22 protein-coding genes are annotated in these 23169 nt (G+C 71.3%); 17 read left to right on the forward strand and 5 right to left on the reverse strand.

What is annotated here, in order from left to right; genetic code table 11:
• Window positions 1-35: 35 nt before the first annotated feature.
• Window positions 36-647, forward strand: a complete 612-nt coding sequence (locus HNR19_RS17575; protein WP_179669114.1) for a hypothetical protein — start codon at window positions 36-38, stop codon at window positions 645-647.
• Window positions 647-1393, forward strand: coding sequence for a phosphoglyceromutase (locus HNR19_RS17580; protein ID WP_179669115.1), 747 nt, complete (start codon window positions 647-649; stop codon window positions 1391-1393). The genes HNR19_RS17575 and HNR19_RS17580 overlap by 1 nt, the downstream gene beginning before the upstream one ends.
• Window positions 1394-1525: 132 nt before the next feature.
• On the opposite strand, the gene phoU is transcribed toward HNR19_RS17580, so the two are convergent.
• On the reverse strand, window positions 1526-2182 hold the full coding sequence (phoU, locus tag HNR19_RS17585; protein WP_179669116.1) for a phosphate signaling complex protein PhoU: 657 nt from the start codon (window positions 2180-2182) through the stop codon (window positions 1526-1528).
• Window positions 2183-2304: 122 nt separating this feature from the next.
• Between phoU and HNR19_RS17590 the strand changes: the two genes are divergently transcribed.
• The 3 genes from HNR19_RS17590 (at window position 2305) to HNR19_RS17600 (ending at window position 5374) form a co-directional block, all read left to right on the forward strand.
• Complete coding sequence (locus tag HNR19_RS17590) at window positions 2305-3573, forward strand: ATP-binding protein (RefSeq protein ID WP_179669117.1); 1269 nt, start codon at window positions 2305-2307, stop codon at window positions 3571-3573.
• Window positions 3570-4247, forward strand: coding sequence for a response regulator (locus HNR19_RS17595; protein ID WP_179669118.1), 678 nt, complete (start codon window positions 3570-3572; stop codon window positions 4245-4247). The genes HNR19_RS17590 and HNR19_RS17595 overlap by 4 nt, the downstream gene beginning before the upstream one ends.
• 197 nt (window positions 4248-4444) lie before the next feature.
• Complete coding sequence (locus tag HNR19_RS17600) at window positions 4445-5374, forward strand: DMT family transporter (protein ID WP_343047258.1); 930 nt, start codon at window positions 4445-4447, stop codon at window positions 5372-5374.
• Window positions 5375-5380: 6 nt separating this feature from the next.
• Here HNR19_RS17600 and HNR19_RS17605 read toward each other — a convergent pair whose 3' ends face one another.
• From HNR19_RS17605 to HNR19_RS17615, 3 genes are all read right to left on the reverse strand, one after another.
• Entirely contained in the window at window positions 5381-5920 is a 540-nt protein-coding gene (locus HNR19_RS17605; RefSeq protein WP_343047259.1) for a type III secretion system chaperone family protein, read from the reverse strand.
• Window positions 5917-7185: a D-inositol-3-phosphate glycosyltransferase gene (gene mshA, locus HNR19_RS17610; protein WP_425490685.1), complete on the reverse strand. Its 1269-nt coding sequence runs from the start codon at window positions 7183-7185 to the stop codon at window positions 5917-5919. The genes HNR19_RS17605 and mshA overlap by 4 nt, the downstream gene beginning before the upstream one ends.
• A gap of 96 nt (window positions 7186-7281) precedes the next feature.
• On the reverse strand, window positions 7282-7971 hold the full coding sequence (locus tag HNR19_RS17615) for an aspartate/glutamate racemase family protein (RefSeq protein ID WP_179669120.1): 690 nt from the start codon (window positions 7969-7971) through the stop codon (window positions 7282-7284).
• A gap of 167 nt (window positions 7972-8138) precedes the next feature.
• Between HNR19_RS17615 and HNR19_RS17620 the strand changes: the two genes are divergently transcribed.
• The 4 genes from HNR19_RS17620 to HNR19_RS17635 all read left to right on the forward strand — a co-directional run bounded on the left by HNR19_RS17620 (window position 8139) and on the right by HNR19_RS17635 (window position 12531).
• Window positions 8139-9047 carry a glycoside hydrolase family 16 protein gene (locus HNR19_RS17620; RefSeq protein ID WP_179669121.1) on the forward strand — a complete coding sequence of 303 codons (909 nt, stop codon included), beginning with the start codon at window positions 8139-8141 and terminating at the stop codon, window positions 9045-9047.
• A 65-nt stretch (window positions 9048-9112) separates the two neighbouring features.
• The gene (typA, locus tag HNR19_RS17625; RefSeq protein ID WP_179669122.1) at window positions 9113-11029 is read left to right on the forward strand and encodes a translational GTPase TypA; all 1917 of its coding nucleotides are present in this window, start codon (window positions 9113-9115) and stop codon (window positions 11027-11029) included.
• Between the two features lie 16 nt (window positions 11030-11045).
• The gene (locus HNR19_RS17630) at window positions 11046-11648 is read left to right on the forward strand and encodes a nucleoside/nucleotide kinase family protein (RefSeq protein ID WP_179669123.1); all 603 of its coding nucleotides are present in this window, start codon (window positions 11046-11048) and stop codon (window positions 11646-11648) included.
• 13 nt (window positions 11649-11661) lie between these two features.
• A complete protein-coding gene (locus tag HNR19_RS17635) occupies window positions 11662-12531 on the forward strand; it encodes a crotonase/enoyl-CoA hydratase family protein (protein ID WP_179669124.1) in 870 nt (289 codons plus the stop codon).
• A gap of 4 nt (window positions 12532-12535) precedes the next feature.
• Here the strand turns inward: HNR19_RS17635 and HNR19_RS17640 are convergent, their stop codons facing one another.
• Window positions 12536-13639 (reverse strand): ABC transporter ATP-binding protein, encoded by a 1104-nt coding sequence (locus HNR19_RS17640; protein ID WP_179669125.1) that lies wholly within the window; start codon window positions 13637-13639, stop codon window positions 12536-12538.
• 298 nt (window positions 13640-13937) lie between these two features.
• Between HNR19_RS17640 and HNR19_RS17645 the strand changes: the two genes are divergently transcribed.
• From HNR19_RS17645 to HNR19_RS17680, 8 genes are all read left to right on the forward strand, one after another.
• Window positions 13938-15254, forward strand: coding sequence for an extracellular solute-binding protein (locus HNR19_RS17645; RefSeq protein ID WP_179669126.1), 1317 nt, complete (start codon window positions 13938-13940; stop codon window positions 15252-15254).
• 100 nt (window positions 15255-15354) lie between these two features.
• Entirely contained in the window at window positions 15355-16338 is a 984-nt protein-coding gene (locus HNR19_RS17650) for a carbohydrate ABC transporter permease (protein ID WP_179669127.1), read from the forward strand.
• Window positions 16335-17177: a carbohydrate ABC transporter permease gene (locus HNR19_RS17655; RefSeq protein WP_179669128.1), complete on the forward strand. Its 843-nt coding sequence runs from the start codon at window positions 16335-16337 to the stop codon at window positions 17175-17177. Before HNR19_RS17650 ends, HNR19_RS17655 begins: the two co-directional genes overlap by 4 nt.
• A complete protein-coding gene (locus tag HNR19_RS17660; RefSeq protein ID WP_179669129.1) occupies window positions 17174-18631 on the forward strand; it encodes a glycoside hydrolase family 1 protein in 1458 nt (485 codons plus the stop codon). The genes HNR19_RS17655 and HNR19_RS17660 overlap by 4 nt, the downstream gene beginning before the upstream one ends.
• Window positions 18632-18665: 34 nt before the next feature.
• Entirely contained in the window at window positions 18666-19706 is a 1041-nt protein-coding gene (locus HNR19_RS17665; protein ID WP_179669130.1) for a substrate-binding domain-containing protein, read from the forward strand.
• A 111-nt stretch (window positions 19707-19817) separates the two neighbouring features.
• The gene (locus HNR19_RS17670) at window positions 19818-20657 is read left to right on the forward strand and encodes a class I SAM-dependent methyltransferase (protein WP_179669131.1); all 840 of its coding nucleotides are present in this window, start codon (window positions 19818-19820) and stop codon (window positions 20655-20657) included.
• 4 nt (window positions 20658-20661) lie between these two features.
• Window positions 20662-22005, forward strand: a complete 1344-nt coding sequence (locus HNR19_RS17675) for a class I adenylate-forming enzyme family protein (protein ID WP_179669132.1) — start codon at window positions 20662-20664, stop codon at window positions 22003-22005.
• Between the two features lie 28 nt (window positions 22006-22033).
• Complete coding sequence (locus HNR19_RS17680) at window positions 22034-23047, forward strand: TIGR03617 family F420-dependent LLM class oxidoreductase (RefSeq protein WP_179669133.1); 1014 nt, start codon at window positions 22034-22036, stop codon at window positions 23045-23047.
• The last annotated feature ends 122 nt before the right edge of the window (window positions 23048-23169 follow it).

Genomic DNA, 23169 nt, shown 5'->3' on the forward strand with positions numbered 1-23169 from the left:
CGAGAACTGCACCTGACCAGCGGAGGCCTGCCGCAATGCTCCACCGTCGATCGACGATCCCCGCGCTGCTCCTGGCGCTCCCCCTCGCGGGCGCGCTGACGTCGTGCGGGTTCGACTACCCGACCGACCGGGTCACCCAGTACGGCGCCGGGATGCACGACCGCGAGGGCACCGTCGATGTGCTCGGGGCGATGATCGTCGCGGGTGAGGACGGCCACGGCCGGCTGATCGGCACCCTCGCCAACAACAACGCCGAGGACGCCTCGCTGGACGCCGTGACGTCCGAGGAGGTCGGGCTGACCGCCGAGGTGAAGGGCGTCGAGATCGCCCCTGGTGGGCGGATCAACCTGAGCAGCGACGTGGAGATTCCGGTCTCCGGTGAGTTCTCCGCCGGCCAGGTCCTGCCGCTCGTCTACGAGTTCAGCACCGGGGAGACCGTCGACATCAACGTCCCTGTCGTGAAGCACTGCTTCCACTACGCCGACGTCGAGCTGCCCGAGAGCGAGACCTCCGGTGACGCCTCGCCGTCCGCCGAGGAGGAGCACGCGGAGGACGAGCACGCCGCCGAGGGCGACCACGCCGCCGAGGGCGACGCGACGTACCTCTGCGAGCACGAGACCCCCGCCGCCGGCGAGGGCGGTCACTGATGACCTACACGCTGGTCCTGCTCCGCCACGGCGAGAGCGAGTGGAACGCCAAGAACCTCTTCACCGGCTGGGTCGATGTCGCGCTCACCGAGAAGGGTCGCGCGGAGGCCGTCAACGGCGGCCGGTTGATGGTCGAGGCCGACGTGCTGCCCGACGTGGTCCACACCTCGCTCCAGCGGCGCGCGATCAACACCGCCGCGCTCGCGCTCGACGCCGCCGACAGGCACTGGATCCCGGTGCGCCGCTCGTGGCGGCTCAACGAGCGCCACTACGGCGCGCTGCAGGGCAAGGACAAGAAGCAGACGCTCGAGGAGTACGGCGAGGAGCAGTTCATGCTCTGGCGCCGCTCGTTCGACGTACCGCCTCCCCCGCTGGCCGACGACGACGAGTACAGCCAGGTCGGGCTCCCGCAGTACGCCGACCTCGGTGACGAGATGCCCCGCACCGAGTGCCTCAAGGACGTCATCGCGCGGTTCCTTCCCTACTGGGAGGCGTCGATCGTCCCCGACCTCAAGGCCGGCAACACGGTGCTCGTCGCCGCCCACGGCAACAGCCTCCGCGCGCTGATCAAGCACCTCGACCAGATCAGCGACGAGGACATCGCCGGGCTGAACGTGCCGACGGGCATGCCGCTGGTCTACGAGCTCGACGAGGCGACGCTGGCGCCGACCGTGGCCGGCGGCACCTACCTCGACCCCGAGGCGGCCGCAGCCGCCTCGGCGGCCGTGGCCAACCAGGGTCGCTGAGCAGGAGCGCGCGAGGAACGAGCCCGCTGCGTGGGCTCGGCGAGATCGAGTGCCGCCGCGACCGAGGAACGAGGTCGCGACGCGGTGTATCGAGATCCGGTGGGCTAGCGAGTCCCGGTGAGCAGGGCGGCCTCAGACGTCCGCGGCGGCCGGGTTCTCGCCGGTGACGACGAAGACGACGCGGTTGGCGACCGACACGGCGTGGTCGGCGATCCGCTCGTAGTAGCGGCCGAGCAGCGCCAGGTCGACGGCGGCCTCGACGCCGTGCGGCCAGTCGTCGCCCAGCAGCTCGCTGAAGTTGCGGCGGCGCAGCTGGTCCATCTCCTCGTCGGCCTCGCGGAGCGAGAGCGCGGCGTCGACGTCGCGCTCGTTGAGGACCTTGTGCACGCGCACGACCATCGCCTCGGCGACCTCGGCCATCCGCTGCATGGTCGGCTGCACCTCCGCGGGCACCGCGACGTCGGGCACCCGGAGCCGGGCGATCTTCGCGACGTGCACGGACAGGTCGCCCATCCGCTCCAGCTCGCTCACGATGCGCAGGCCCGCCACGATCGTGCGCAGGTCGCGCGCCACCGGCTGCTGGAGCGAGAGCAGCTCGAACGCGTTGTCCTCCACGCGCTCGCGCGCCTGGTCGATCTCGATGTCGGTGCTGATCACCTGCTCGGCCACCGCGGCGTCGCCCGTCATCAGGGCCTGGGTGGCGAGGCGGACCTGGGACTCCACCTGCGCGCAGATGGCGGCGAGGTCGAGGAAGATCGCATCGAGCTGCTCGTGGAAGGCTTCACGCATGTAAGTCAGGCTAAGGCCGACAGTTGACCAATCAGCGAGCCTCGGTGAACGGGCGGTGAACATCCCCTACGTCGGCGTCCACGATTCCGGGGCGCCCGGTGCGGTCGCCGTACGATCAAGACGTGGATCCGACGACGCAGGCCTTCCTGGCCGCGCTGCTCGGGGCCGCGGTGGCAGGCGGCGCCGTCCTCGCCTGGCACATCAGTGACCGGCAGCAGCATCGGCAGCCCGCCACCGAGGAACCGCGGCTGCCGGCAGGCGTGGCAACCGTGCTGTCCGTGCTGCGCAGCAGCGCGGTCGTCGTCGACGACCACGACGTGGTCGTGAAGGCGTCCGCTCCCGCGTTCGCGATGGGCTTCGTGCGCGGCACCTCGTTGGTGTCCGACAAGCTCGGCGAGCTCGTCCAGGAGGTACGCCGCGACGGCCAGATCCGTGAGACCGAGCTGATCGTGCCGCGGCAGAACGGCCCGGCCCGCCACGTCACCGCGCGGGTCGCGCCGATCGGCCCCCGCCTGGTCCTGGCGCTCGTCGAGGACCGCACCCGCGAGCGGCGGATCGAGGAGGTCCGCCGTGACTTCGTCGCCAACGTCAGCCACGAGCTGAAGACGCCGGTCGGGGCGATCCGACTGCTGGCCGAGGCCGTGCACGACGCGGCCGACGACCCGGAGGCGGTGCAGCGCTTCGCCGACCGGATGCTCACCGAGAGCGACCGGCTGACCCACCTGGTCCAGCAGGTCATCGAGCTCTCCCGGCTCCAGGGCGACGAGCCCGTCGAGTCGCCCGACCCGCTCGACATCGAGCACATCATCGGCGTCGCCATCGACACCAGCTCGATCGACGCCGACGCCAAGGCGATCCAGGTCGTCGCCGAGACCGAGCCCGGGCTGGCCGTGCTCGGGAGCGAGGAGCAGGTCACGGCGGCGGTCGCCAACCTCGTCGCCAACGCGGTCGCCTACTCCGAGCCGAGCTCGAAGGTGCTGGTGCGGGCCCGCAGCGTCGAGGGCTTCGTCGAGATCTCGGTGGTCGACCAGGGCATCGGGATCCCCAGCGACGAGATCGACCGGATCTTCGAGCGCTTCTACCGGGTCGACCCCGCGCGCCACCGCTCGACGGGCGGCACCGGCCTCGGCCTGTCCATCGTCAAGCACGTCGCGGCCACCCACGGCGGCGACGTCCGCGTGTGGTCGGTCGAGGGGCAGGGGTCGACGTTCACGCTCTCCCTGCCCCAGCATCAGCACAGGACCCTCGACGAGGCGCCGCCGGCGCCCGTCGACGACGAGGGCGACACCGCCCCCGTCCCGGTGCCGCACCTCGATGCGGCGCCGTACCCCGACCACGCTGCCCGCGGGGTGGCGGGCGGGACAGTGAGAAGTCAGGAGAACAACCAGTGACCCGAGTGCTTGTCGTCGAGGACGAAGAGAGCTACAGCGACGCCCTCGCCTACATGCTCCGCAAGGAAGGGTTCGAGGTGGCGATCGCCGCCGACGGCAACGCCGCGCTGACGGAGTTCGACCGCAACGGCGCCGACATCGTGCTGCTCGACCTCATGCTGCCGGGCATCCCCGGCACCGAGGTCTGCCGCACGATCCGGCAGACCTCGAACGTGCCGGTGATCATGGTCAGCGCGAAGGACGACGAGGTCGACAAGGTGGTCGGCCTCGAGCTCGGCGCCGACGACTACGTCACCAAGCCCTACTCGCCGCGCGAGCTCGTCGCCCGGATCCGCGCGGTCATGCGCCGCGGCGTCGACGCGGAGCTGATGCCCGACACCCTCGAGGCCGGCCCGGTCCGGATGGACGTCGAGCGGCACGTGGTGACCGTCGACGGCCAGGAGCAGCGGCTGCCGCTCAAGGAGTTCGAGCTGCTGGAGATGTTCCTCCGCAACCCCGGCCGGGTGCTCACCCGCGGCCAGCTGATCGACCGCGTCTGGGGCTCCGACTACGTCGGCGACACCAAGACCCTCGACGTCCACGTCAAGCGGCTGCGCGCCAAGCTCGAGCCCGAGCCCAGCGAGCCGAAGTACCTCGTCACCGTCCGCGGCCTGGGCTATAAGCTCGACGTCTGAGCCTCCGTCGGACCGAGGAACGAGGTCCGGCGGACAAGGCGAAGAGGTCGAGTGCGCGCGCGGGCGAGGGACGAGCCCGCGACCGCGCGTATCGAGACCCGATCAGCTCGCACCACGTAGGCGCCCTGGCCGCATCTCGTGCAACGCTGACCGAAAACCGCGCGACGAGCGTCGGTGCTGACTCCTAGGGTCGTTGTGTGAACGACGAGCACGAGCGCACCGCCCCACCCACCTGGCTGCCCGTGCTGGCGGTCTCGGTGACGCTGGTGCTCTGGGCGAGCGCGTTCGTCGGCATCCGCCACCTCGGCCACGACTTCTCCGCCGGGGCGCTGTCGCTCGGTCGGCTGGTGGTCGGGGCGATCGCGCTCGGCGTGGTCGCCCTGTCGCAGCCGATGCCGCGGCCGACCCTGCGCCAGTGGGGCTCGATCGTCGCGATCGGCGTGCTGTGGTTCGGCGTCTACAACCTGGCGCTCAACGCCGGCGAGCAGCGCGTCGACGCCGGTACGGCGGCGATGCTGATCCAGGTCTCGCCGGTGCTGATCGCCGTGCTGGCAGCGCTGTTCCTCGGGGAGCGGTTCACGACGTACCTGGCCGTGGGGCTGGTGCTGGCGTTCTCGGGCGTCGCCATCATCGGCCTGTCCACCTCCCCCGGCGGCAACCGCGACCTGCTCGGTGTCGGCCTGTGCCTGGTCTCCGCGGTCGTCTACTCGATCAGCCTCGTGCTCCAGAAGCCGCTGGTGGCGCGCCTCTCCGCGCTCCACGTCACCTGGCTGGCGTGCGCCGTCGGCGCGGTCGCCTGCCTGCCGTGGGCAGGCCAGCTCGTCGACCAGGTTGGCGACGCGCCGGCGTCCTCCACGCTCTGGCTGGTCTACCTCGGCGTGTTCCCGACGGCGATCGCGTTCACCACCTACGCCTACGCGCTGCGCCACATGACCGCGTCGTCGCTCGGGGTCACGACGTACGTCGTGCCGCCGCTGACGATCGTGATGGGCCTGGTCTTCCTCGACGAGGTCCCGCCGACGATCGCGTACGTCGGCGGCGCGCTCGCGCTCGTCGGCGTGGCCGTGGCGCGGCGCCAGCCGCGGGCCCGCACCGCGGCGCCGGTCGAGGAGCCGGCCCCGGCCTGACGCACCTCAGTCGGTCGGGCCGTCCCCGGCCTCGAGCCAGCCACGGAACGCCTCCAGGTTGCGGGTCGGCTCACCGCGCAGCTTGCGCCACTCCCACTCCTTGCGGATCGACGTCGCGAAGCCGAGCTCGAGGATGGTGTTGAACGACTCGTCGGCGTAGGTGAGCACCGAGCCGAGCAGCCGGTCGAGCTCGTCGGAGTCCACCGCCCCCAGCGGGAGACGCGCGTCGAGGTAGATGTCGCCGTGGTGGTCGAGGGCGAACGCGACGGCGTACATCTTCAGGTTGCGCTCGAGCAGCCAGCGGTAGACCTTCTCGTGCTCCTCGTCGGGGCGGCGGCAGACGAACGCGTGCACCCCCAGCGCGTGGGGGCCGACGTCGATGCGGACGGGTGTCTGCAGCTTGCGCTCCCCCGGCAGGGCGAACGAGAACAGGCCCGGCTCGGGCTCGTCGTACTCGATCTCCGCCTCGGCGAGATGGTCGCGGACGACGGCGGCGATGCGCTCGTCGTAGGGACGGGTGGGCTCGCTGGGACCGGACTCGCTCACGCAGCCGACTCTCGCATGAGCGCGCGAGCCCGCTGGTAGACACCCAGGGTCTGGTCGGCGGTCGCGGCCCAGGAGAACTTCTCGGCCTGGCGGCGGGCGCCGGCGGCGAGGCGGGCCCGGAACGCCGGGTCGCCCGCGACCTGGCCGATGGCCGCGGCCCACGCGAGCGGGTCGTGGCTGTCGACGAGCAGGCCGCTGCGGCCGTCGCGCACCACGGTCGGCAGGCCGCCCACGGCAGCCGCGAGCACCGGGGCACCGCTCGCCTGGGCCTCGACGGCGACGAGCCCGAAGGACTCGTTGTAGGACGGCACCGCGACCAGCGTGGCGATCGAGTACCACTCCGCGAGCTCGGCCTGGGCGACCGGCGGCACGAACCGCACGACGTCGTCGATGCCGAGCTCGACCGCGAGGTCGGCCAGCGAGGTGGGGTGGTCGAGGCCCGACCCGGACGGCCCGCCGACGACCGGCACGACGAGGCGGCGGCGCAGGCCGGGCTCGCGAGCGAGCAGCTCGGCGACCGCGCGCAGCAGCACGTCGGGCGCCTTGAGCGGCTGGATCCGGCCGGCGAACAGCGGCACGATCGCGTCCTCGGGGATGCCCCGGGAGCGTCGTGCGGCGGCTCGCGCGGCGTCGTCGAGCGGGCGGAACAGCGCCGTGTCGACGCCGGGGTGCACGACCTCGACGCGGGCCGGCTCGGCGGCGTACAGGTCCACCAGCTGGCGCGCCTCGATGTCGGTGTTGGCGATCAGCACGTCGGAGGCGTCGACGACCTGCTCCTCGCCGATCACGCGCTGCGCCGGCTCCGGCGTGTCACCGTCGGCGAGCGCGGCGTTCTTGACCTTGGCCATCGTGTGCATGGAGTGGACCAGCGGGACGCCCCACCGGTCGCGGGCGAGCGCGCCGACCTGGCCCGAGAGCCAGTAGTGGGAGTGGACGACGTCGTAGTGGCCGAGCGGGAACATCGCCTCGGTGCGCAGCACCTCGCGGGCGAACACGCACAGCTGGCCGGGTAGCTCGTTCTTGGTCAGGCCCTCGAACGGCCCCGCGTGGACGTGGCGGACCGTCACGCCGTCGGTGAGCCGGACGACCGGGTCGAGGGCGGACGAGGTGGCGCGCGTGAAGATGTCGACCTCGATGCCCTGCTCGGCGAGCTGGCGCGCGACCTCGACGACGTACACGTTCATGCCGCCCGCGTCGCCGGTGCCCGGCTGGTCGAGCGGGGACGTGTGGAGGCTGATCATCGCCACCCTGTCGATCCCGTGCACCCGGCCTCCTACTGCTGTCGGCAGAACTGTCCGCAGCGATAACCAGCGCCGGGCGCCGGGCATTCCCGGGCGGGCGGCGCGTGGGGTAACTCAGTGTTACCCCAGCGCTCGGTCCAGCGCCGCCTCGACGTGCAGGGTGGTGCACGGCAGCACCGGCAGCTCGGAGTCGGCCTGCTTGACGAGCAGCTCGAGCTCGGAGCAGCCGAGGATGATCCCGCCGGCGCCGGCGTCCCACAGCTCGGAGATCAGGGAGACGACCTGGCGGCGCGAGCTGTCGAGCACCTTCCCGTGGACCAGCTCGTCGTAGATGATCCGGTTGAGCTCGTCGTGGTGCGACTCGTCGGGCACGAGTACGTCGAGCCCGTGGCTCGCGATCCGGTCGGTGAAGAACGTGCGTGACATCGCGAACTTGGTGCCGAGCAGGGCGACGGCCTCGAGGTCCTTCTCCTTGCCGGCCTGCGCGACCACGTCGCCGAGGTGGAGCAGGGGGATGTCGATGGCGGCCTGGACCTGCTCGGCGACCCGGTGGAACGTCGTGGTGCAGAGCATTAGGAAGTCGGCCCCGGCGCGCTCGACCGACTGGCCGGCGGCGGTCAGCACGCGCGCGACGCCGTCCCAGTCCTCGGCCTCCTGCATGGCCGTGACCTCGGCGAACTCGACCGATGCCATGACCGTCTTCGCCGAGTGGAGCCCGCCGAGACGCTCCTCGACCCCCCGGTTGAGGAGCTCGTAGTAGGCCGCGCTGCTCTCCCAGCTCATCCCGCCGATGAGTCCGATGGTCTGCATTGGAGCAGCGTACCCAGCCCGCGCGGGCACTCCCGCGACTCGGGACGTAGTCCGATGGGACTAGACCACCGGTGCACGTCCGAACCTGCACCGGGCCCGCGACCTTCGCTAGCGTGAGGCGCCACGGAGCCGCCGGGGGCGCGGCTCCGCACAGGGGGGAACGCGGTATGCGCGCGAGGAAGTCGCTGCTGTGCGCAGCCATGGTGCTGCTCACGTCGACGTCGGGGGTCTCGCTCGCTGTCGCCGGCGCCGGTCCTGTGGGGGGTCCGGCGCAGGCGGCGCCGTCCGGGCCCACCACCCCGGCCTGCGGCGGCGTACAGCCGACGAAGGCGGACGGCTCGCCGTGGGTGTGCACGTTCAGCGACGAGTTCAGCGGCAAGTCGCTCGCCCCGGCCAAGTGGAGGGCGCAGACGACCGCGTTCAGCGGCTGGACGACGGCCGACACGTGCTACGTCGACACCAGCCGCAACATCGCGGTCAGGGACGGGCTGCTGCGCCTCACCGCGCGGACCGAGTCGCGACCGCTGTCGTGCAGCACCGGATCCAGCTCCTGGAGCACCCGGCACACCGGCGGGGCCGTGATGACGTGGAACCGGTTCGCCCAGGCCTACGGCCGCTTCGAGTTCCGCGCGAAGTACCCCGCGACCCGCGAGGCCGGGTTCTGGAGCAACCTGTGGCTCTACCCGCAGGAGCTGACCTACGGCAGGTGGCCGCACTCCGGTGAGATCGACGTAGCCGAGCACTGGTCGGGGCACGGCGACAAGGTCTTCCCGTCGCTCCACTACAGCGGCCGCACCAGCGCCGACACCGCGTGGAGCTGCACGGTCGCCGATGCGACCCAGTTCCACACCTACCGCCTCGAGTGGACGCCCGAGGTGATGCGGTTCTACTACGACGACGCGCTGTGCTTCGAGCGCGCGTGGACGCCGTCGGCACCGCTGGTCGCGCCGCAGCCGTTCGACAAGCGGTTCTTCCTCGTCCTCTCCAACGGGTACGGCGACACGACGTACCCGATCTCGCAGAGCCTGCCGGGGCAGGGCGAGATGGCGGTCGACTGGGTGCGCGTCTACCGCTGAGGCCCGCCTGGGAGCGGAGTCGCCGATGCGACTCGACGGGTGGAGCGCGGATAGGCTGACCCCTCGTGTCCAAGACCCAGCGTTCCGACCTCCGCAACGTCGCCATCGTGGCGCACGTCGACCACGGCAAGACAACTCTCGTCGACGCGATGCTGCACCAGGCCGGCGCGTTCACCGCGCACGAGGCCGAGGGCGTCGCCGAGCGCGTGATGGACAGCGGTGACCTGGAGCGCGAGAAGGGCATCACGATCCTCGCGAAGAACACCGCGGTGCACTACCGCGGTCCTTCGGCCCAGGAGCTGCTCGGCGCCGACGCGGCCGACGGCATGGTCATCAACATCATCGACACCCCCGGCCACGCCGACTTCGGCGGCGAGGTCGAGCGCGGCCTGTCGATGGTCGACGGCATCGTGCTGCTCGTCGACGCGTCCGAAGGGCCGCTCCCCCAGACCCGCTTCGTGCTGCGCAAGGCGCTGAACGCCGACATGCCGGTGATCCTGGTGGTCAACAAGACCGACCGCGGCGACGCGCGCATCGACGAGGTCGTCGACGAGACCTACGAGCTGTTCATGGACCTGCTCGACGACAACCACAGCCAGGACGCCCTCGACTTCCCGGTCGTCTACGCCTCCGGCAAGGCCGGCATCGCCTCGCTCGAGAAGCCCGCCAACGGCACGCTCCCGGAGGGCAGCGACCTCGAGCCGCTCTTCCGGACCATCCTCGAGACCATCCCCGCCCCGGAGTACGACGAGGGCGCGCCCCTGCAGGCGCACGTGACCAACCTCGACGCCTCGCCCTTCCTCGGCCGGCTGGCGCTGCTGCGGGTCAAGCAGGGTGAGCTGCGCAAGGGCCAGCAGGTCGCCTGGATGCGGCGCGACGGCGAGGTCAAGAACGTCAAGATCACCGAGCTCCTCGTCACCGAGGGCCTCGAGCGCAAGCCGGGCGAGAAGGCGGGTCCGGGCGACATCGTCGCTGTCGCCGGCATCCCGGAGATCACCATCGGCGAGACCCTCGCCGACCCGGAGAACCCGGTCGCCCTGCCGCTCATCCACGTCGACGAGCCGGCCATCTCGATGACTATCGGCACCAACACCAGCCCGCTCGTCGGCAAGGGCGGCAAGGGCCACAAGGTCACCGCGCGACTGGTCAAGGACCGTCTCGACGCCGAGCTCGTCGGCAACGTCTCGCTCCGGGTGCTCCCGACCGAGCGGCCCGACGCCTGGGAGGTGCAGGGACGCGGCGAGCTGGCGCTGGCGATCCTCGTCGAGCAGATGCGGCGCGAGGGCTACGAGCTGACCGTCGGCAAGCCGCAGGTGGTGACCAAGGAGATCGACGGCAAGCTGCACGAGCCGTTCGAGCGTCTCACGATCGACGCCCCCGAGGAGTTCCTCGGCACGATCACCGAGCTGCTCGCCAACCGCAAGGGCCGGATGGAGGGGATGACCAACCACGGCACCGGCTGGGTGCGGATGGAGTTCATCGTCCCCGCCCGCGGCCTGATCGGCTTCCGTACCGACTTCCTCACCGAGACCCGCGGCACCGGCATCGCGCACTCGATCTCCGAGGGCTACTTCCCGTGGGCCGGGGAGATCCGCTCCCGCCAGTCGGGCTCGCTCGTCGCCGACCGCGCGGGCGCCGCGACGTCGTACGCCATGACCTCGCTCCAGGAGCGCGGCGTGATGTTCGTGGAGCCCTCGACCGAGGTCTACGAGGGCATGATCGTCGGCGAGAACTCCCGTGCCGACGACATGGACGTCAACATCACCAAGGAGAAGCAGCAGACCAACATCCGGTCCGCCACCTCCGACAACTTCGAGAAGCTCATCCCGCCGAAGAAGCTGTCGCTGGAGCAGTGCCTGGAGTTCTGCCGCGAGGACGAGTGCGTCGAGATCACGCCCGAGACGGTGCGGATCCGCAAGGTGATCCTCGACCAGAACGAGCGGGCGAAGATCGCGAGCCGGGCCCGCAAGGCCAGCAAGTAGCGCTTCGGGCACTCCGATGACGGACCTGGTCGACCGGGCGCGGGGTCTGATCGCCCCCGGCCGGCGATCGGTGCTCGGCCTGGCCGGCCCGCCCGGCGCCGGGAAGTCGACCCTGGCCGCGGAGCTGGTCGCCGACCTGGGCGAGGCCGCGGTCGTCGTACCCCTCGACGGGTTCCACCTCCACGACGACGAGCTCGCGCGCCTCGGCCGCGCCGACCGCAAGGGAGCCCCGGACACGTTCGACGTGGCGGGCTACGTCGCGCTGCTGCGCCGGCTGCGCAGCGAGGACGTCGTCTACGCGCCGCTCTTCGACCGCGAGCGCGAGCAGTCCCTCGCGGGAGCCATCCCCGTGCTGCCGGAGCACCGGCTGGTCGTGACCGAGGGCAACTACCTGCTGCTCGACCAGCCCGGGTGGCGCGACGTGCGGCCACTCCTGGACGAGTGCTGGTACGTCGACCTCGACGACGCGGTGCGGGTCGAGCGGCTCGTGAGCCGGCACGAGGGTCACGGCCGGACCAGGCGTGCAGCCGAAGAGTGGGTGACCCGCTCCGACGAGGCCAACGCGCGGCTCGTCGTACCGACGCGCGAACGCGCCGACCTGGTCGTGACCGCCGGCTGACAGACTCCCGGCCATGGCCTACGAGACCCTGGACTGGAGCGTCGACGCCGACGGCATCGCGACACTGACCCTCAACCGGCCGGACGCGCTCAACGCGTTCGACCTGACGATGGCCGGCGAGCTCGAGCAGGTCTTCCTGACCGACGCGCGCTCCGACGAGGTCCGCGCCGTGGTGGTCACCGGCGCCGGGCGGGCGTTCTGCGCCGGCATGGACCTCTCGGCCGACGGCAACGTCTTCGGCCTGGACGAGTCGCTGCGCCCGACGCCCGCGGACTTCCGGCAGAGGTACGACGAGGCGCCGTACGCCGACGGCATCCGCGACACCGGCGGCAAGGTGACGCTGGCGATCCACGCGCTCCCCAAGCCGGTCATCGCGGCCATCAACGGTCCGGCGGTCGGCATCGGCGCGACGATGACGCTGGCCATGGACATCCGGCTCGCGTCCTCGAAGGCCCGGATCGGCTTCGTCTTCGGCCGCCTCGGGATCGTGCCGGAGGCGTGCTCGAGCTGGTTCCTCCCGCGCATCGTCGGCATCCAGCAGGCGCTGGAGTGGGTCTACTCCGCCGACATCCTCACCGCCGAAGCGGCCCACGCCGGCCGCCTGGTCCGCAGCGTGCACGAACCCGACGAGCTGCTGCCCGCCGCCCTCGACCTCGCGCGGTCGTTCGTCGTCGGCCGCTCCCCGGTCGCGCTCGGCCTCGCCAAGCAGCTGCTCTACCGCAATAGCGCCGCGGCGGACCCGCTCGAGGCGCACCTGTCCGACTCGCTGGCGATGTTCTACTCCTCGATCGCCGACGGCAAGGAAGGCGTGGCGGCGTTCCTCGAGAAGCGCGCGCCGGAGTTCAGCGGGCGGGCCTCGGAGCTGCCGGAGGTGTTCGGGTAGGCCCTCAGCCCGCGAGCCGCAGCCCGGTCTCGGTGTCGAAGATGTGCACCCGGGTCGGGTCGGCCACGAGCCGGACCTCCTGGCCGCGCTGGAGGTCCTGGCGGCCCTCGAGGCGGGCGACGATCTGGGGCAGCACGCCCTCGGTCGGCTGGTCGGAGACGCCGGCGGGCGTGCCGTAGAGGAAGGCGTCGGCTCCGAGCTCCTCGACGACGGCGACCTTGACCGGGTAGCCCTGCTCGCCGTTCTCGGCGACGCGCCAGGCCTCGGGCCGGACGCCGAGCGTGACGGCGCCGGACGACGCGGCCGCGGCACTGCGCGGGATGGGCAGCTCGAAGCCGTCGACCACGGCGGCGCCGTCACCGGCGGTCTTGCCCGACAGCAGGTTCATCGCGGGCGAGCCGATGAAGCCGGCGACGAAGAGGTTGGCCGGGCGGTCGTAGAGGGCGAGCGGGCTGTCGACCTGCTGCAGCACGCCGTCCTTCATCACCGCGACCCGGTCGCCCATCGTCATGGCCTCGACCTGGTCGTGGGTGACGTAGACGGTGGTGATGCCGAGCCGCTGCTGGAGCGCCGCGATCTGGGTGCGGGTCGAGACACGGAGCTTGGCGTCGAGGTTCGACAGCGGCTCGTCCATGAGGAAGACCTGCGGCTGGCGCACGATGGCGCGGCCCATGGCCACCCGCTGCCGCTGGCCGCCGGAGAGCGCCTTCGGCTTGCGGTCGAGGTAGGCCTCGAGGTCGAGCAGCTTGGCGGCCTCCTGGACGCGCGACCGGCGCTCCTCCTTCGGCACACCGGCGATCTTCAGCGCGAACGCCATGTTGTCGGCGACCGACAGGTGAGGGTAGAGCGCGTAGTTCTGGAAGACCATCGCGATGTCGCGGTCCTTCGGCGCCACGTCGGTGACGTCGTGGTCGCCGATCCAGATCTTGCCCGAGGTGCACTCCTCCAGCCCGGCGAGCATCCGCAGCGACGTCGACTTGCCGCATCCGGAAGGTCCGACCAGGACCATGAACTCGCCGTCCTCGATGGTCAGCTCCAGGTCGCTCACCGCGGGGCGCTTGGCTCCCGGATAGACGTGCTCGGCGTGCTCGAACCGCACCGTCGCCATGGATGTTCCTCTCAGCTGGACACCCGCTCCGCGCGGGTGACGTGGGCCACAACGCGCCCCAGGGTACGGCGACGTCGGCCCCGCGTCTAGTGGAAGCGCTTTCATTCGCCCGGAAGGGTGAATCACGCTCAACGGCGGACATGGTTGACAGGCGATGTGACGCATGCCATGGTTGCGCCGCGTCAGGAGTGGAAGCGCTCTCACACCGTTCACGGAGCCGACCCGCCCGGGCACACCACCGAGTCACCACTGAGTCACCACTGAGTCAACGACGATTTTCGTGCAGTCAGGAGTCACCGTGCGCAACACGACCACCCGACCGGCCAGGACCTCCCCCGTGGTCCGCCGGCTTGCAGCTGGTGCCGTCGGCACCCTTGTCCTCGGGCTGGTCGCAGCCTGCGGCAACGACAACGACCCCACCGAGTCCGCCGAGCAGGAGGACCTCAAGGAGGGCGAGGCCATCACCATCACCACGTTCGGCGAGTTCGGCTACGACGCCCTCATCGAGCAGTGGAACGAGGAGAACCCCGACATCCAGGTCGAGCAGACCAAGGTCTCCAAGTGGGACGACTGGAAGGCCGAGGTCACCACCAGCCTCCAGGCCGGTGGCGAGGGGTTGCCGGACATCGTCGCGCTCGAGGGTGACTACATGCCCGCCGTCGTCGCGGCGCCCGACGTCTGGGTCGACCTCAGCCAGGACGAGGTCGAGGGCCGCTGGCTCGACTTCAAGGAGGCCGGCGCGACCACCGCCGACGGCGCCCTGCTCGGCTACGCGACCGACGCCGGCCCCGAGGCGATCTGCTACCGCAAGGACCTGTTCGAGGCCGCCGGCCTTCCCAGCGAGCGGGAGGAGGTCGCCGCCGAGATGACGACGTGGGACGACTACTTCGCGCTGGGCGAGGAGTTCAAGAAGAACTCCGACGCGCACTTCTACGACGCCAGCGGCTCGATCGCTCAGGCGATGCTGAACCAGGTCGAGTTCCCGTTCGAGCAGGCCGACAACACCGTCGACATCTCCAGCCCCGAGCTCGCGGCCGTGTGGGACGCGGTCACCTCCCACGTCGAGCTCGGTACGCAGGCCCCGCAGTGGAGCCCCGACTGGACCGCGGCGTTCAAGGACCCGGGCATCGCCACCGTCGCCTGCCCCGGCTGGATGCGCAACAACATCAAGGAGAACACCGGTGACCCGGCGCCCGCCGGCGTCGAGTGGGACATCGCCGACGTCTTCCCCGGTGGCGGCGGCAACTGGGGCGGCTCCTACCTGTCGATCCCGAAGGTCTCGACCCACCAGGCCGAGGCACTGGAGTTCATCACCTGGATCACCGCGCCCGAGCAGCAGGCCGAGATCTTCGAGCTGACGGGCAACTTCCCGTCGCAGGTCGAGGCGCTCCAGTCCGAGACCGTGCTCTCGGCGACCGACGAGTACTTCGGTGGCGCTCCGGCCGGTGAGATCTTCTCCAACCGCGCCGAGGCGATCACGGTGACCTCCTACCACGGTCCGCTCTACTCGGACATCCTGCAGAAGTTCCAGGACGCCATCAACCGCGTCGACCAGGGCACCTCGCCCGACGAGTCGTGGGCGACCTTCGAGCAGGACGTCGCCTCCCTGCAGTGACGGGCTGAATGACTTGCCAGGCCGCCCGGACCCGCCAGCCCCGGGCGGCCTGGCAGACCCACCGACCGCTTGTCCCACCGCGCGCAGGAGGAAGGCGCCGATGCTCACCGACGAACGCCCGGCCGCGCCGGAGACCACCACGCCGGACGACGCTCCCGACCGTCGTCGCCTGCTGCGGCGCCAGCGCCGCTCGCGCTGGGACCTGAGGCTCTCGCCCTACCTCTACATCTCGCCGTTCTTCATCCTGTTCGGGATCGTCGGCCTCTTCCCGCTGCTCTACACGGGCTACCTGTCGCTCCACGACTGGGACAAGCTCTACCGCCAGCGCGGCGACTTCACCGGCTTCGAGAACTTCAGCTTCGTGCTCGGCGACCCGGTCTTCCAGAAGGCCCTGGTCAACACGTTCAGCATCTTCCTGATGTCGTCGGTGCCGCAGATCATCGTCGCCGTCGCGATCGCCGCGTTGCTCGACAACCGTCTTCGCGCGGCCACGTTCTGGCGGATGAGCGTGCTGCTCCCCTTCGTCGTGGCGCCCGCCGCCGCCGTACTCATCTTCGGCAGCCTCTTCGCCGACCAGTCCGGCCTGATCAACGCCATCCTGCGCGAGACCGGACTCGAGCCGATCCGCTGGCACGTCGACCGGCTCTGGAGCCACTTCGCGATCTCGAGCATGGTCAACTGGCGCTGGACCGGCTACAACACGCTGATCTTCCTGGCCGCGATGCAGGCGGTGCCGCGCGACCTCTACGAGTCGGCCGCCCTCGACGGCGCCAGCCGGCTCCGCCAGTTCTGGTCCGTGACGCTCCCTATGATTCGCCCGACGATGATCTTCGTCATCGTCACCAGCACCATCGGCGGCCTCCAGATCTTCACCGAGCCGCGCCTCTTCGACGACGCCCCCAGCCGCGAGGGCGGCGCGGACCACCAGTACATGACGATGGCGCTCTACATCTACGACCGCGGCATCGTCGACGGCTTCTACGGCCGGGCGTCCGCAGCCGCGTGGATCCTCTTCCTGATCATCGTCGGCATCGCTCTCCTCAACTTCGTCCTCACCCGCTTCTTCACGAGGAGGTCGGCATGAGCTCGCGCAAGGGACTGGTCCACCGTCCCGGCTGGGTCGTCTACGGCCTGCTCGCCGCCGTCGTCATCGGCTCGGCCCTGCCGCTGTACTGGTCGTTCGTCATCGGCTCGCACGACAAGACCGGTGCGATGGAGATGCCGCCGCCGATCCTGCCCGGGGGTCACTTCTTCGAGAACGCCGGCCGGGTGTTCGACACCATCGAGTTCTGGCAGGCGCTCCTCAACAGCCTCATCGTCTCGACGGCATGCGCGGCGTCGGTCGTGTTCTTCTCGACGCTCGCCGGCTACAGCTTCGCGAAGCTGCAGTTCCGCGGGAGCAACGGGCTGATGGGCTTCGTCGTGCTGACGATGGCGGTGCCCACGCAGCTCGCGATCGTGCCGCTGTTCATCATCATCACCGACTACGGCCTGTACGACACGCTGCTCGCGGTCGCCCTGCCCACCCTGGTGACGGCGTTCGGCGTGTTCTTCATGCGTCAGTACCTCGTCGACGCGATCCCGGGCGAGCTGATCGAGGCCGCCCGCGTCGACGGCGCCTCGATGCTCCGCACGTTCTGGACCGTCGCGGTGCCCGCGGCACGGCCCGCGATGGCGATCCTCTTCCTGTTCACGTTCATGACGGTCTGGACCGACTACATGTGGCCGCTCGTGGCCCTCAAGGACAACCAGACCCTGCAGGTGGCGCTCGACGAGCTCGCCATCACCGGCCAGGGCCAGACCACCGACTACGCGCTCGTGCTTTGCGGCACCGGGCTCGCCACCATTCCGCTGCTCGTCCTGTTCATCGTCTCCGGCCGCCAGCTCGTGGCCGGCATCATGCAAGGAGCCGTCAAAGGATGACATCCCCGAACGACACCACCTTCCCGAGCACCTTCCTCTTCGGCGCCGCCACCGCGGCGTACCAGATCGAGGGCGCTGCCGACGAGGACGGCCGCACGCCGTCGATCTGGGACACGTTCTCCCGGGTCCCGGGCGCCGTGCTCGACGCCGACAACGGCGACGTGGCCTGCGACCACTACCACCGGATGCCCGAGGACGTGGCGCTCATGCGCTCGCTCAACCTCGACGCCTACCGGTTCTCGATCGCCTGGCCCCGGGTGCGTCCCGACGCCGGCGCGCCCAACCAGAAGGGCATCGACTTCTACTCGCGTCTGGTCGACGAGCTGCTCGGCAACGGGATCACGCCATGGGTCACGCTCTACCACTGGGACCTGCCGCAGGCGCTCGAGGACCTCGGCGGCTGGACCAACCGCGACACCGCCCACCGGTTCGCCGAGTACGCCAACACCGTGTACGACGCGCTCGGTGACCGGGTGCCGTACTGGACGACCTTCAACGAGCCGTGGTGCTCGGCCTTCCTCGGCTACACCGGCGGCCAGCACGCGCCGGGCCGACAGGAGGGCGTTGCCGGCGTCATCGCCGCGCACCACCTGATGCTCGCCCACGGCCTCACCGTCGACCAGCTCCGCGAGCGCGGGGCCAAGCAGCTGGGCATCACGCTCAACCTCACGGTCGCCGACCCGTACGACGCCGCGGAGCCCGCCGACGTCGACGCCGCACGCCGGCTCGACCTGCTGTGGAACCGGGTCTTCCTCGACCCGATCCTCAAGGGCCGCTATCCCGAGGAGCTCGCTCCGCACACCGAGGGGATGACGTTCGAGGGCAAGACCTGGCAGGACTACGTGCACGAGGGCGACCTCGCCCTCATCAACGCGCCGCTGGAGATGCTGGGCGTGAACTACTACCACGGCGACGCCCCCGCGGGCCGTCCGATGCCGTCGGGCACCGACTTCCTCGGCTCCCGCATCGAGCACCCCTCGCGCCCGACCCGTCTCCCGTGGCCCGGGTGCGACGACTTCACCTTCCCGCGCCGCGGGCTGCCGGAGACCGGCCTCGACTGGGAGATCCAGCCCGAGGGCCTCACCCGGCTGCTCACGCGCCTGAAGGACGAGTACGACGCGCCGCCGATCTACATCACCGAGAACGGCGCTGCCTTCGACGACGTGCCCCAGACGGGTGCCGACGGCAGCTCTCTCGTGATCGACGACCAAGACCGGCTGTCCTTCATCGACGGGCACCTGCGGGCGATCCACGACGCGATCGAGCAGGGCGTCGACGTGCGCGGCTACTTCGCCTGGTCGCTGCTCGACAACTACGAGTGGGCCTACGGATATCGTCAGCGGTTCGGCATCGTGCACGTCGACTACGACACGCAGGTGCGCACACCCAAGGCGAGCGCGGAGTGGTACGCAGAGGTGGCCCGCACCGGCGCGCTTCCCGCTCCGCGCGGCTGACCGATCCGACCGACGACCGACGAGAGGAACGCCCGTGACGCCCGCGCAGCCGCAGAACGAGGGGCCCGGCGACGCGCCCACCCTCGACGAGGTCGCGCGCCTCGCGGGTGTCTCGCGGGCCACGGCCTCGCGGGCGATCAACGGCGGTCACCGGGTGAGCGCCACCGCGCTCGCCGCGGTGGAGGCGGCGGTGCAGTCGCTGGGCTACACGCCCAACCCGGCCGCCCGCAGCCTGGTCACCCGGCGCACCGACTCGGTCGCACTCGTGGTGCCGGAGCCCGACGAGCGGGTGTTCACCGACCCGTTCTTCGTGCACACCCTGCGCAGCGTCAACCGGGTTCTCGCCAGCCGCGACCTCCAGCTGGTGCTGCTGCTCGCGCGGCCGGGCGACGAGGAGCGCCGGATGCTGCGCTACCTGCGCAAGCGGCACATCGACGGCGCGCTCGTGGTCTCCCACCACCGCAGCGACCGCCTCGCCGACCACCTGGCGGCGCTCGGGCTGCCGAGCGCGTTCGTCGGGCGGCCGATCGACAGCGCCGACAAGGTCGCCTACGTCGACACCGACAACGCCGCCGGCGGACGGCTCGCGACCGAGCTGCTCGTCGACCGCGGCTGCCGCCGGATCGGGACCATCGCGGGCCCGGCCGACATGGCCGCCGGCACCGACCGGCTCGAGGGCTGGCGCGCCGCGATGCGCGACGCCGGGCTCTCCGACGACGCCGTGGTCGAGGGCGACTTCACCGAGGCCGGCGGCGAGGCCGCGGCGCGGGAGCTCCTCGGCCGCTTCCCGGAGGTCGACGGGCTCGTCGTCGCGTCGGACCTGATGGCCGTCGGTGCGCTCCGCGTGCTGGCCGAGAAGGGCCGCCGGGTCCCCGACGACATCGCGGTCACCGGCTACGACGACCTGGGCGTCTCCGAGCGCACCAGCCCGCCGCTGACGACGGTTCGCAACCCCATCGGCGAGATGGCGGAGCAGGCCACGCGTCTCCTCCTCGAGCAGATCGAGGGCGAGCGCGACCGCCAGGCGATCCGGGTGATCTTCCCGCCCTCGCTCGTGCGCCGCGCGTCCGCCTGAGCCGACGTCCTCCCGGGGCAAAATTTCTCGGCGATTCGGGTGCCGAGACCGGCCACGGGTGTCAGAGTCGGGCAGGCGTTGCTCCCCGTGTACGCCGCAAGGAGAACTTTCGTGGCAGTCGACTACTCCCCCGCGTCCCACTACGACCGGGTCACCCAGGCCTGGCAGTACCTCCTCGGCGACGAGCTGCACTACGGCGTCTTCGACCGCGGCGACGAGGACCTCGCCGAGGCGACCGGCAACCTGACCCGGCGCATGATCGACGGCGCCGGCCTGGAGCGCGGCCTGACGGTGCTCGACGTCGGCTGCGGCACGGGCGCCCCCGCGTGCGACCTCGCCGAGCGGTACGGCGTCGAGGTCGTCGGCATCACCACGAGCCCGGTCGGCGTCGAGACCGCCACCCGGCGGGCCGCGGAGCGCGGGCTCTCCGACCGGGTCCGGTTCGAGCTGCGCGACGGCACCGCCAACGGCCTCCCCGACGAGAGCTTCGACCGGGTGTGGGTGCTGGAGTCCTCGCACCTGATGCGGGAGCGCGAGGCCCTGGTCGCCGAGTGCGCCCGGGTGCTGCGCCCCGGCGGCCGGATGGTGCTGTGCGACGTGATGCGGATGCGCGAGATCCCGTTCCAGGAGGTGCGCCGCCGCACCGCGGAGTTCGCCGCGCTCCGGGCGGCGTTCGGCAGCGCCCGGATGGACACCATGGCGCAGTACGTCGACCTGGCCACCGCCAACGGCCTCGTCGTCGACATGACCGAGGACCTCACCGCGGCGACGCTGAAGACGTTCGAGCACTGGCTCGGCAACGCGGAGCGCTACCGCGACGAGGCGACCGCCGCGCTCGGCGCGGAGAGCCTCGCCGAGTTCGAGGAGGGCAGCCGCATCCTCGACGCGCTGTGGCGCGAGGGCACCCTCGGCTACGGCATCTTCTCGGCGGCCAAGCCGGAAGGCGCGTGACGACATGTACGAGCTCCTGGAGGCCGCGGTCGCCGTACGACCGGACGCCGTGGCGGTCACCCGACCCCGCGGGGTGATGACGTACGCCGAGCTGCACCGCGACGCCGTGGCGATCGCGCACGACCTGCACGCCCGCGGGCTGCAGCGCGTGGGCGTGCTGTCCGACGACCCCGCCGAGGTGCTGGCGATCCTGCTCGCCGCCTGTCGGGTCGGTGTCGAGGCGTGTGTCTACCCGGTCGCGCTGACCGATGAGGCCGCCTCGAAGCTCGCGGCCCGGTTCGAGCACGAGGCGGTCCTCACCGACCGTGACCTCGACGTGGTCACGGTGTCGCCCGGCGACAGCGCCGCGGCGGCCGGCACCGAGGACGGGCTGCCGCCCTCCCCGGAGTCGCGGCCGATCATGGTCATGACCACCGGCACCAGCGGCTACCCGCGCGGCGTGCGCCACGAGTGGGACCGGTTGCTGCGCGCCTCCCGGCGGATCAAGCCCGCGCCCGAGCAGCGGTGGCTGCTGGCCTACGGCCTCAACCAGTTCGGCGGCCTGCAGATCCTGATCCACGTGCTCGCCGCCCAGGCGATGCTGGTCGCCGCCGAGTCGTTCCAGCCGCGGGTCGCGCTGGCCGGCATGCGTGAGCACGGCGTCACGCACGCGAGCGGGACCCCGACGTTCTGGCGCTTCGTCGTCGCCGAGATGGACGCCGATCGCGGCCCGGTGCCGCCGCTCGAGCAGATCAGCCTCGGCGGCGAGGCGGTGCCGGGCGCCCTGCTGGAGCGGCTGCGCGACCGCTTCCCCGGCGCCAACCTCACCCAGATCTACGGAGCCACCGAGTTCGGTCAGAACATCTCGGTGCGCGACGGGCTGCCCGGGCTGCCGGTCTCGATGCTCGACAAGGGCGGCGACGTCGAGCTCGACATCCGCGACGGCGAGCTGTGGGTGCGCTCGAAGGCCGCGATGCTCGGCTACCACGGCGAGGACTCCCTGCCCGAGGGCGCGTGGCGCGCCACCGGCGATCTCGTCGAGGTGGTCGGCGACCGGATCGAGTTCCGCGGCCGCAAGACCGACGTGATCAACGTGGGCGGCGTGAAGGTGCACCCGCTGCCGGTCGAGGACCGGATCAGCCGGGTCGCCGGCGTCTCGCTCGCGCGCGCGTTCGGGCGACCCAACCCAATGGTCGGCTACGTCGTCGCGGCCGAGGTCGTGCTCGAGCCCGGCTACGACCAGGACGTCGTCGTCGACGCGATCCGGCTGGCCTGCAACGACCTGCCGCGTGCCGGCCGGCCCCGCAGCATCAAGGTGGTCGAGACGATGACCACGACCGGCAACAAGATGTTCCGCGGCCAGGCGTAGGAACGGGGTTGGTGGCAGGGTTCGCCGGGTGAAGCTCGACCTCCGCCTCGACGGTCGCCCCGACGAAGCGCTCGCCCGCGCCCGCGAGCTGGCCGACGCCGGTGCCGACGGGCTGTTCACGTTCGAGGGTCCGCACGACGTGTTCCTGCCGCTCGCGGCCGTCGCCGGCCAGGTCGCGACCGACCTGATGACCAACGTCGCGATCGCGATGCCGCGCAGCCCGATGCATCTGGCTCACGCCGCCTGGGACCTGCACCTGATGAGCGGCGGCCGGTTCCGGCTCGGCCTCGGCTCGCAGATCCGGCCCCACATCGAGAAGAGGTACGGCGCCGCGTGGTCGCCGCCCGCCGCGCGGATGCGGGAGATCGTGCTCGCGGTGAAGGCGATCCTGACGTCGTGGCAGGACGGCACGCCGCTCGACTTCCGCGGCGAGCACACGCGCCACACCCTGATGCCGCCGACGTTCGTGCCCGGGCCCAACCCGCACGGCCCGCCGCCGGTGCTGCTCGGCGCGTTGGGCCCGGTCATGACGCGCACGGCCGCCGAGGTGGCCGACGGGCTCCTGGTGATGCCGTTCCACACCGAGCGGCACTTCCGCGAGCGGACGCTGCCGGCCGTGGCCGACGGGCTCGCCCGGTCCGGCCGCACGGCATCGGGCTTCCCGGTGCTCCCGCAGGCGATCCTGGCGATGGGACGCACCGCGGAGGAGCTCCGCGCGGCGTCGTACGGCGCCCGCGCGCTGGTGGCGTTCTACGGATCGACGCCCGCCTACCTGCCCGTGCTCGAGGTCGAGGGCTGGGGCGAGCTCCAGCTCGAGCTCAACCGGCTGTCGAAGACCGGCGACGTGGCCGCGATGGCCGGGCTGGTCAGCGACGAGATGCTCGCGCGGATCGCCGTCGTCGGCACGCCCGAGGAGTGCGCCGGCGAGCTGCTGCGCCGGTTCGACGGCGTCGCCGACCGGGTCTGCGCCTACTTCCCCGGCTACACCCCGCCGGCCGACCAGGTCGCCGAACTCGCCGCTGCGCTGCACGCGGAGGACTGACGGCTCGGACCCCCAACCGTGCCGGTTCGTCACACCAACCGTGCCGGTTCGTCACGCCAACCGTGCCCGTTCGTCACGCCAACCGTGCCGGTTCGTCACGCCAACCGTGCCGGTTCGTCGGG

The sequence above is a fragment of the Nocardioides thalensis genome, assembly GCF_013410655.1.
GTDB lineage: Bacteria > Actinomycetota > Actinomycetes > Propionibacteriales > Nocardioidaceae > Nocardioides > Nocardioides thalensis.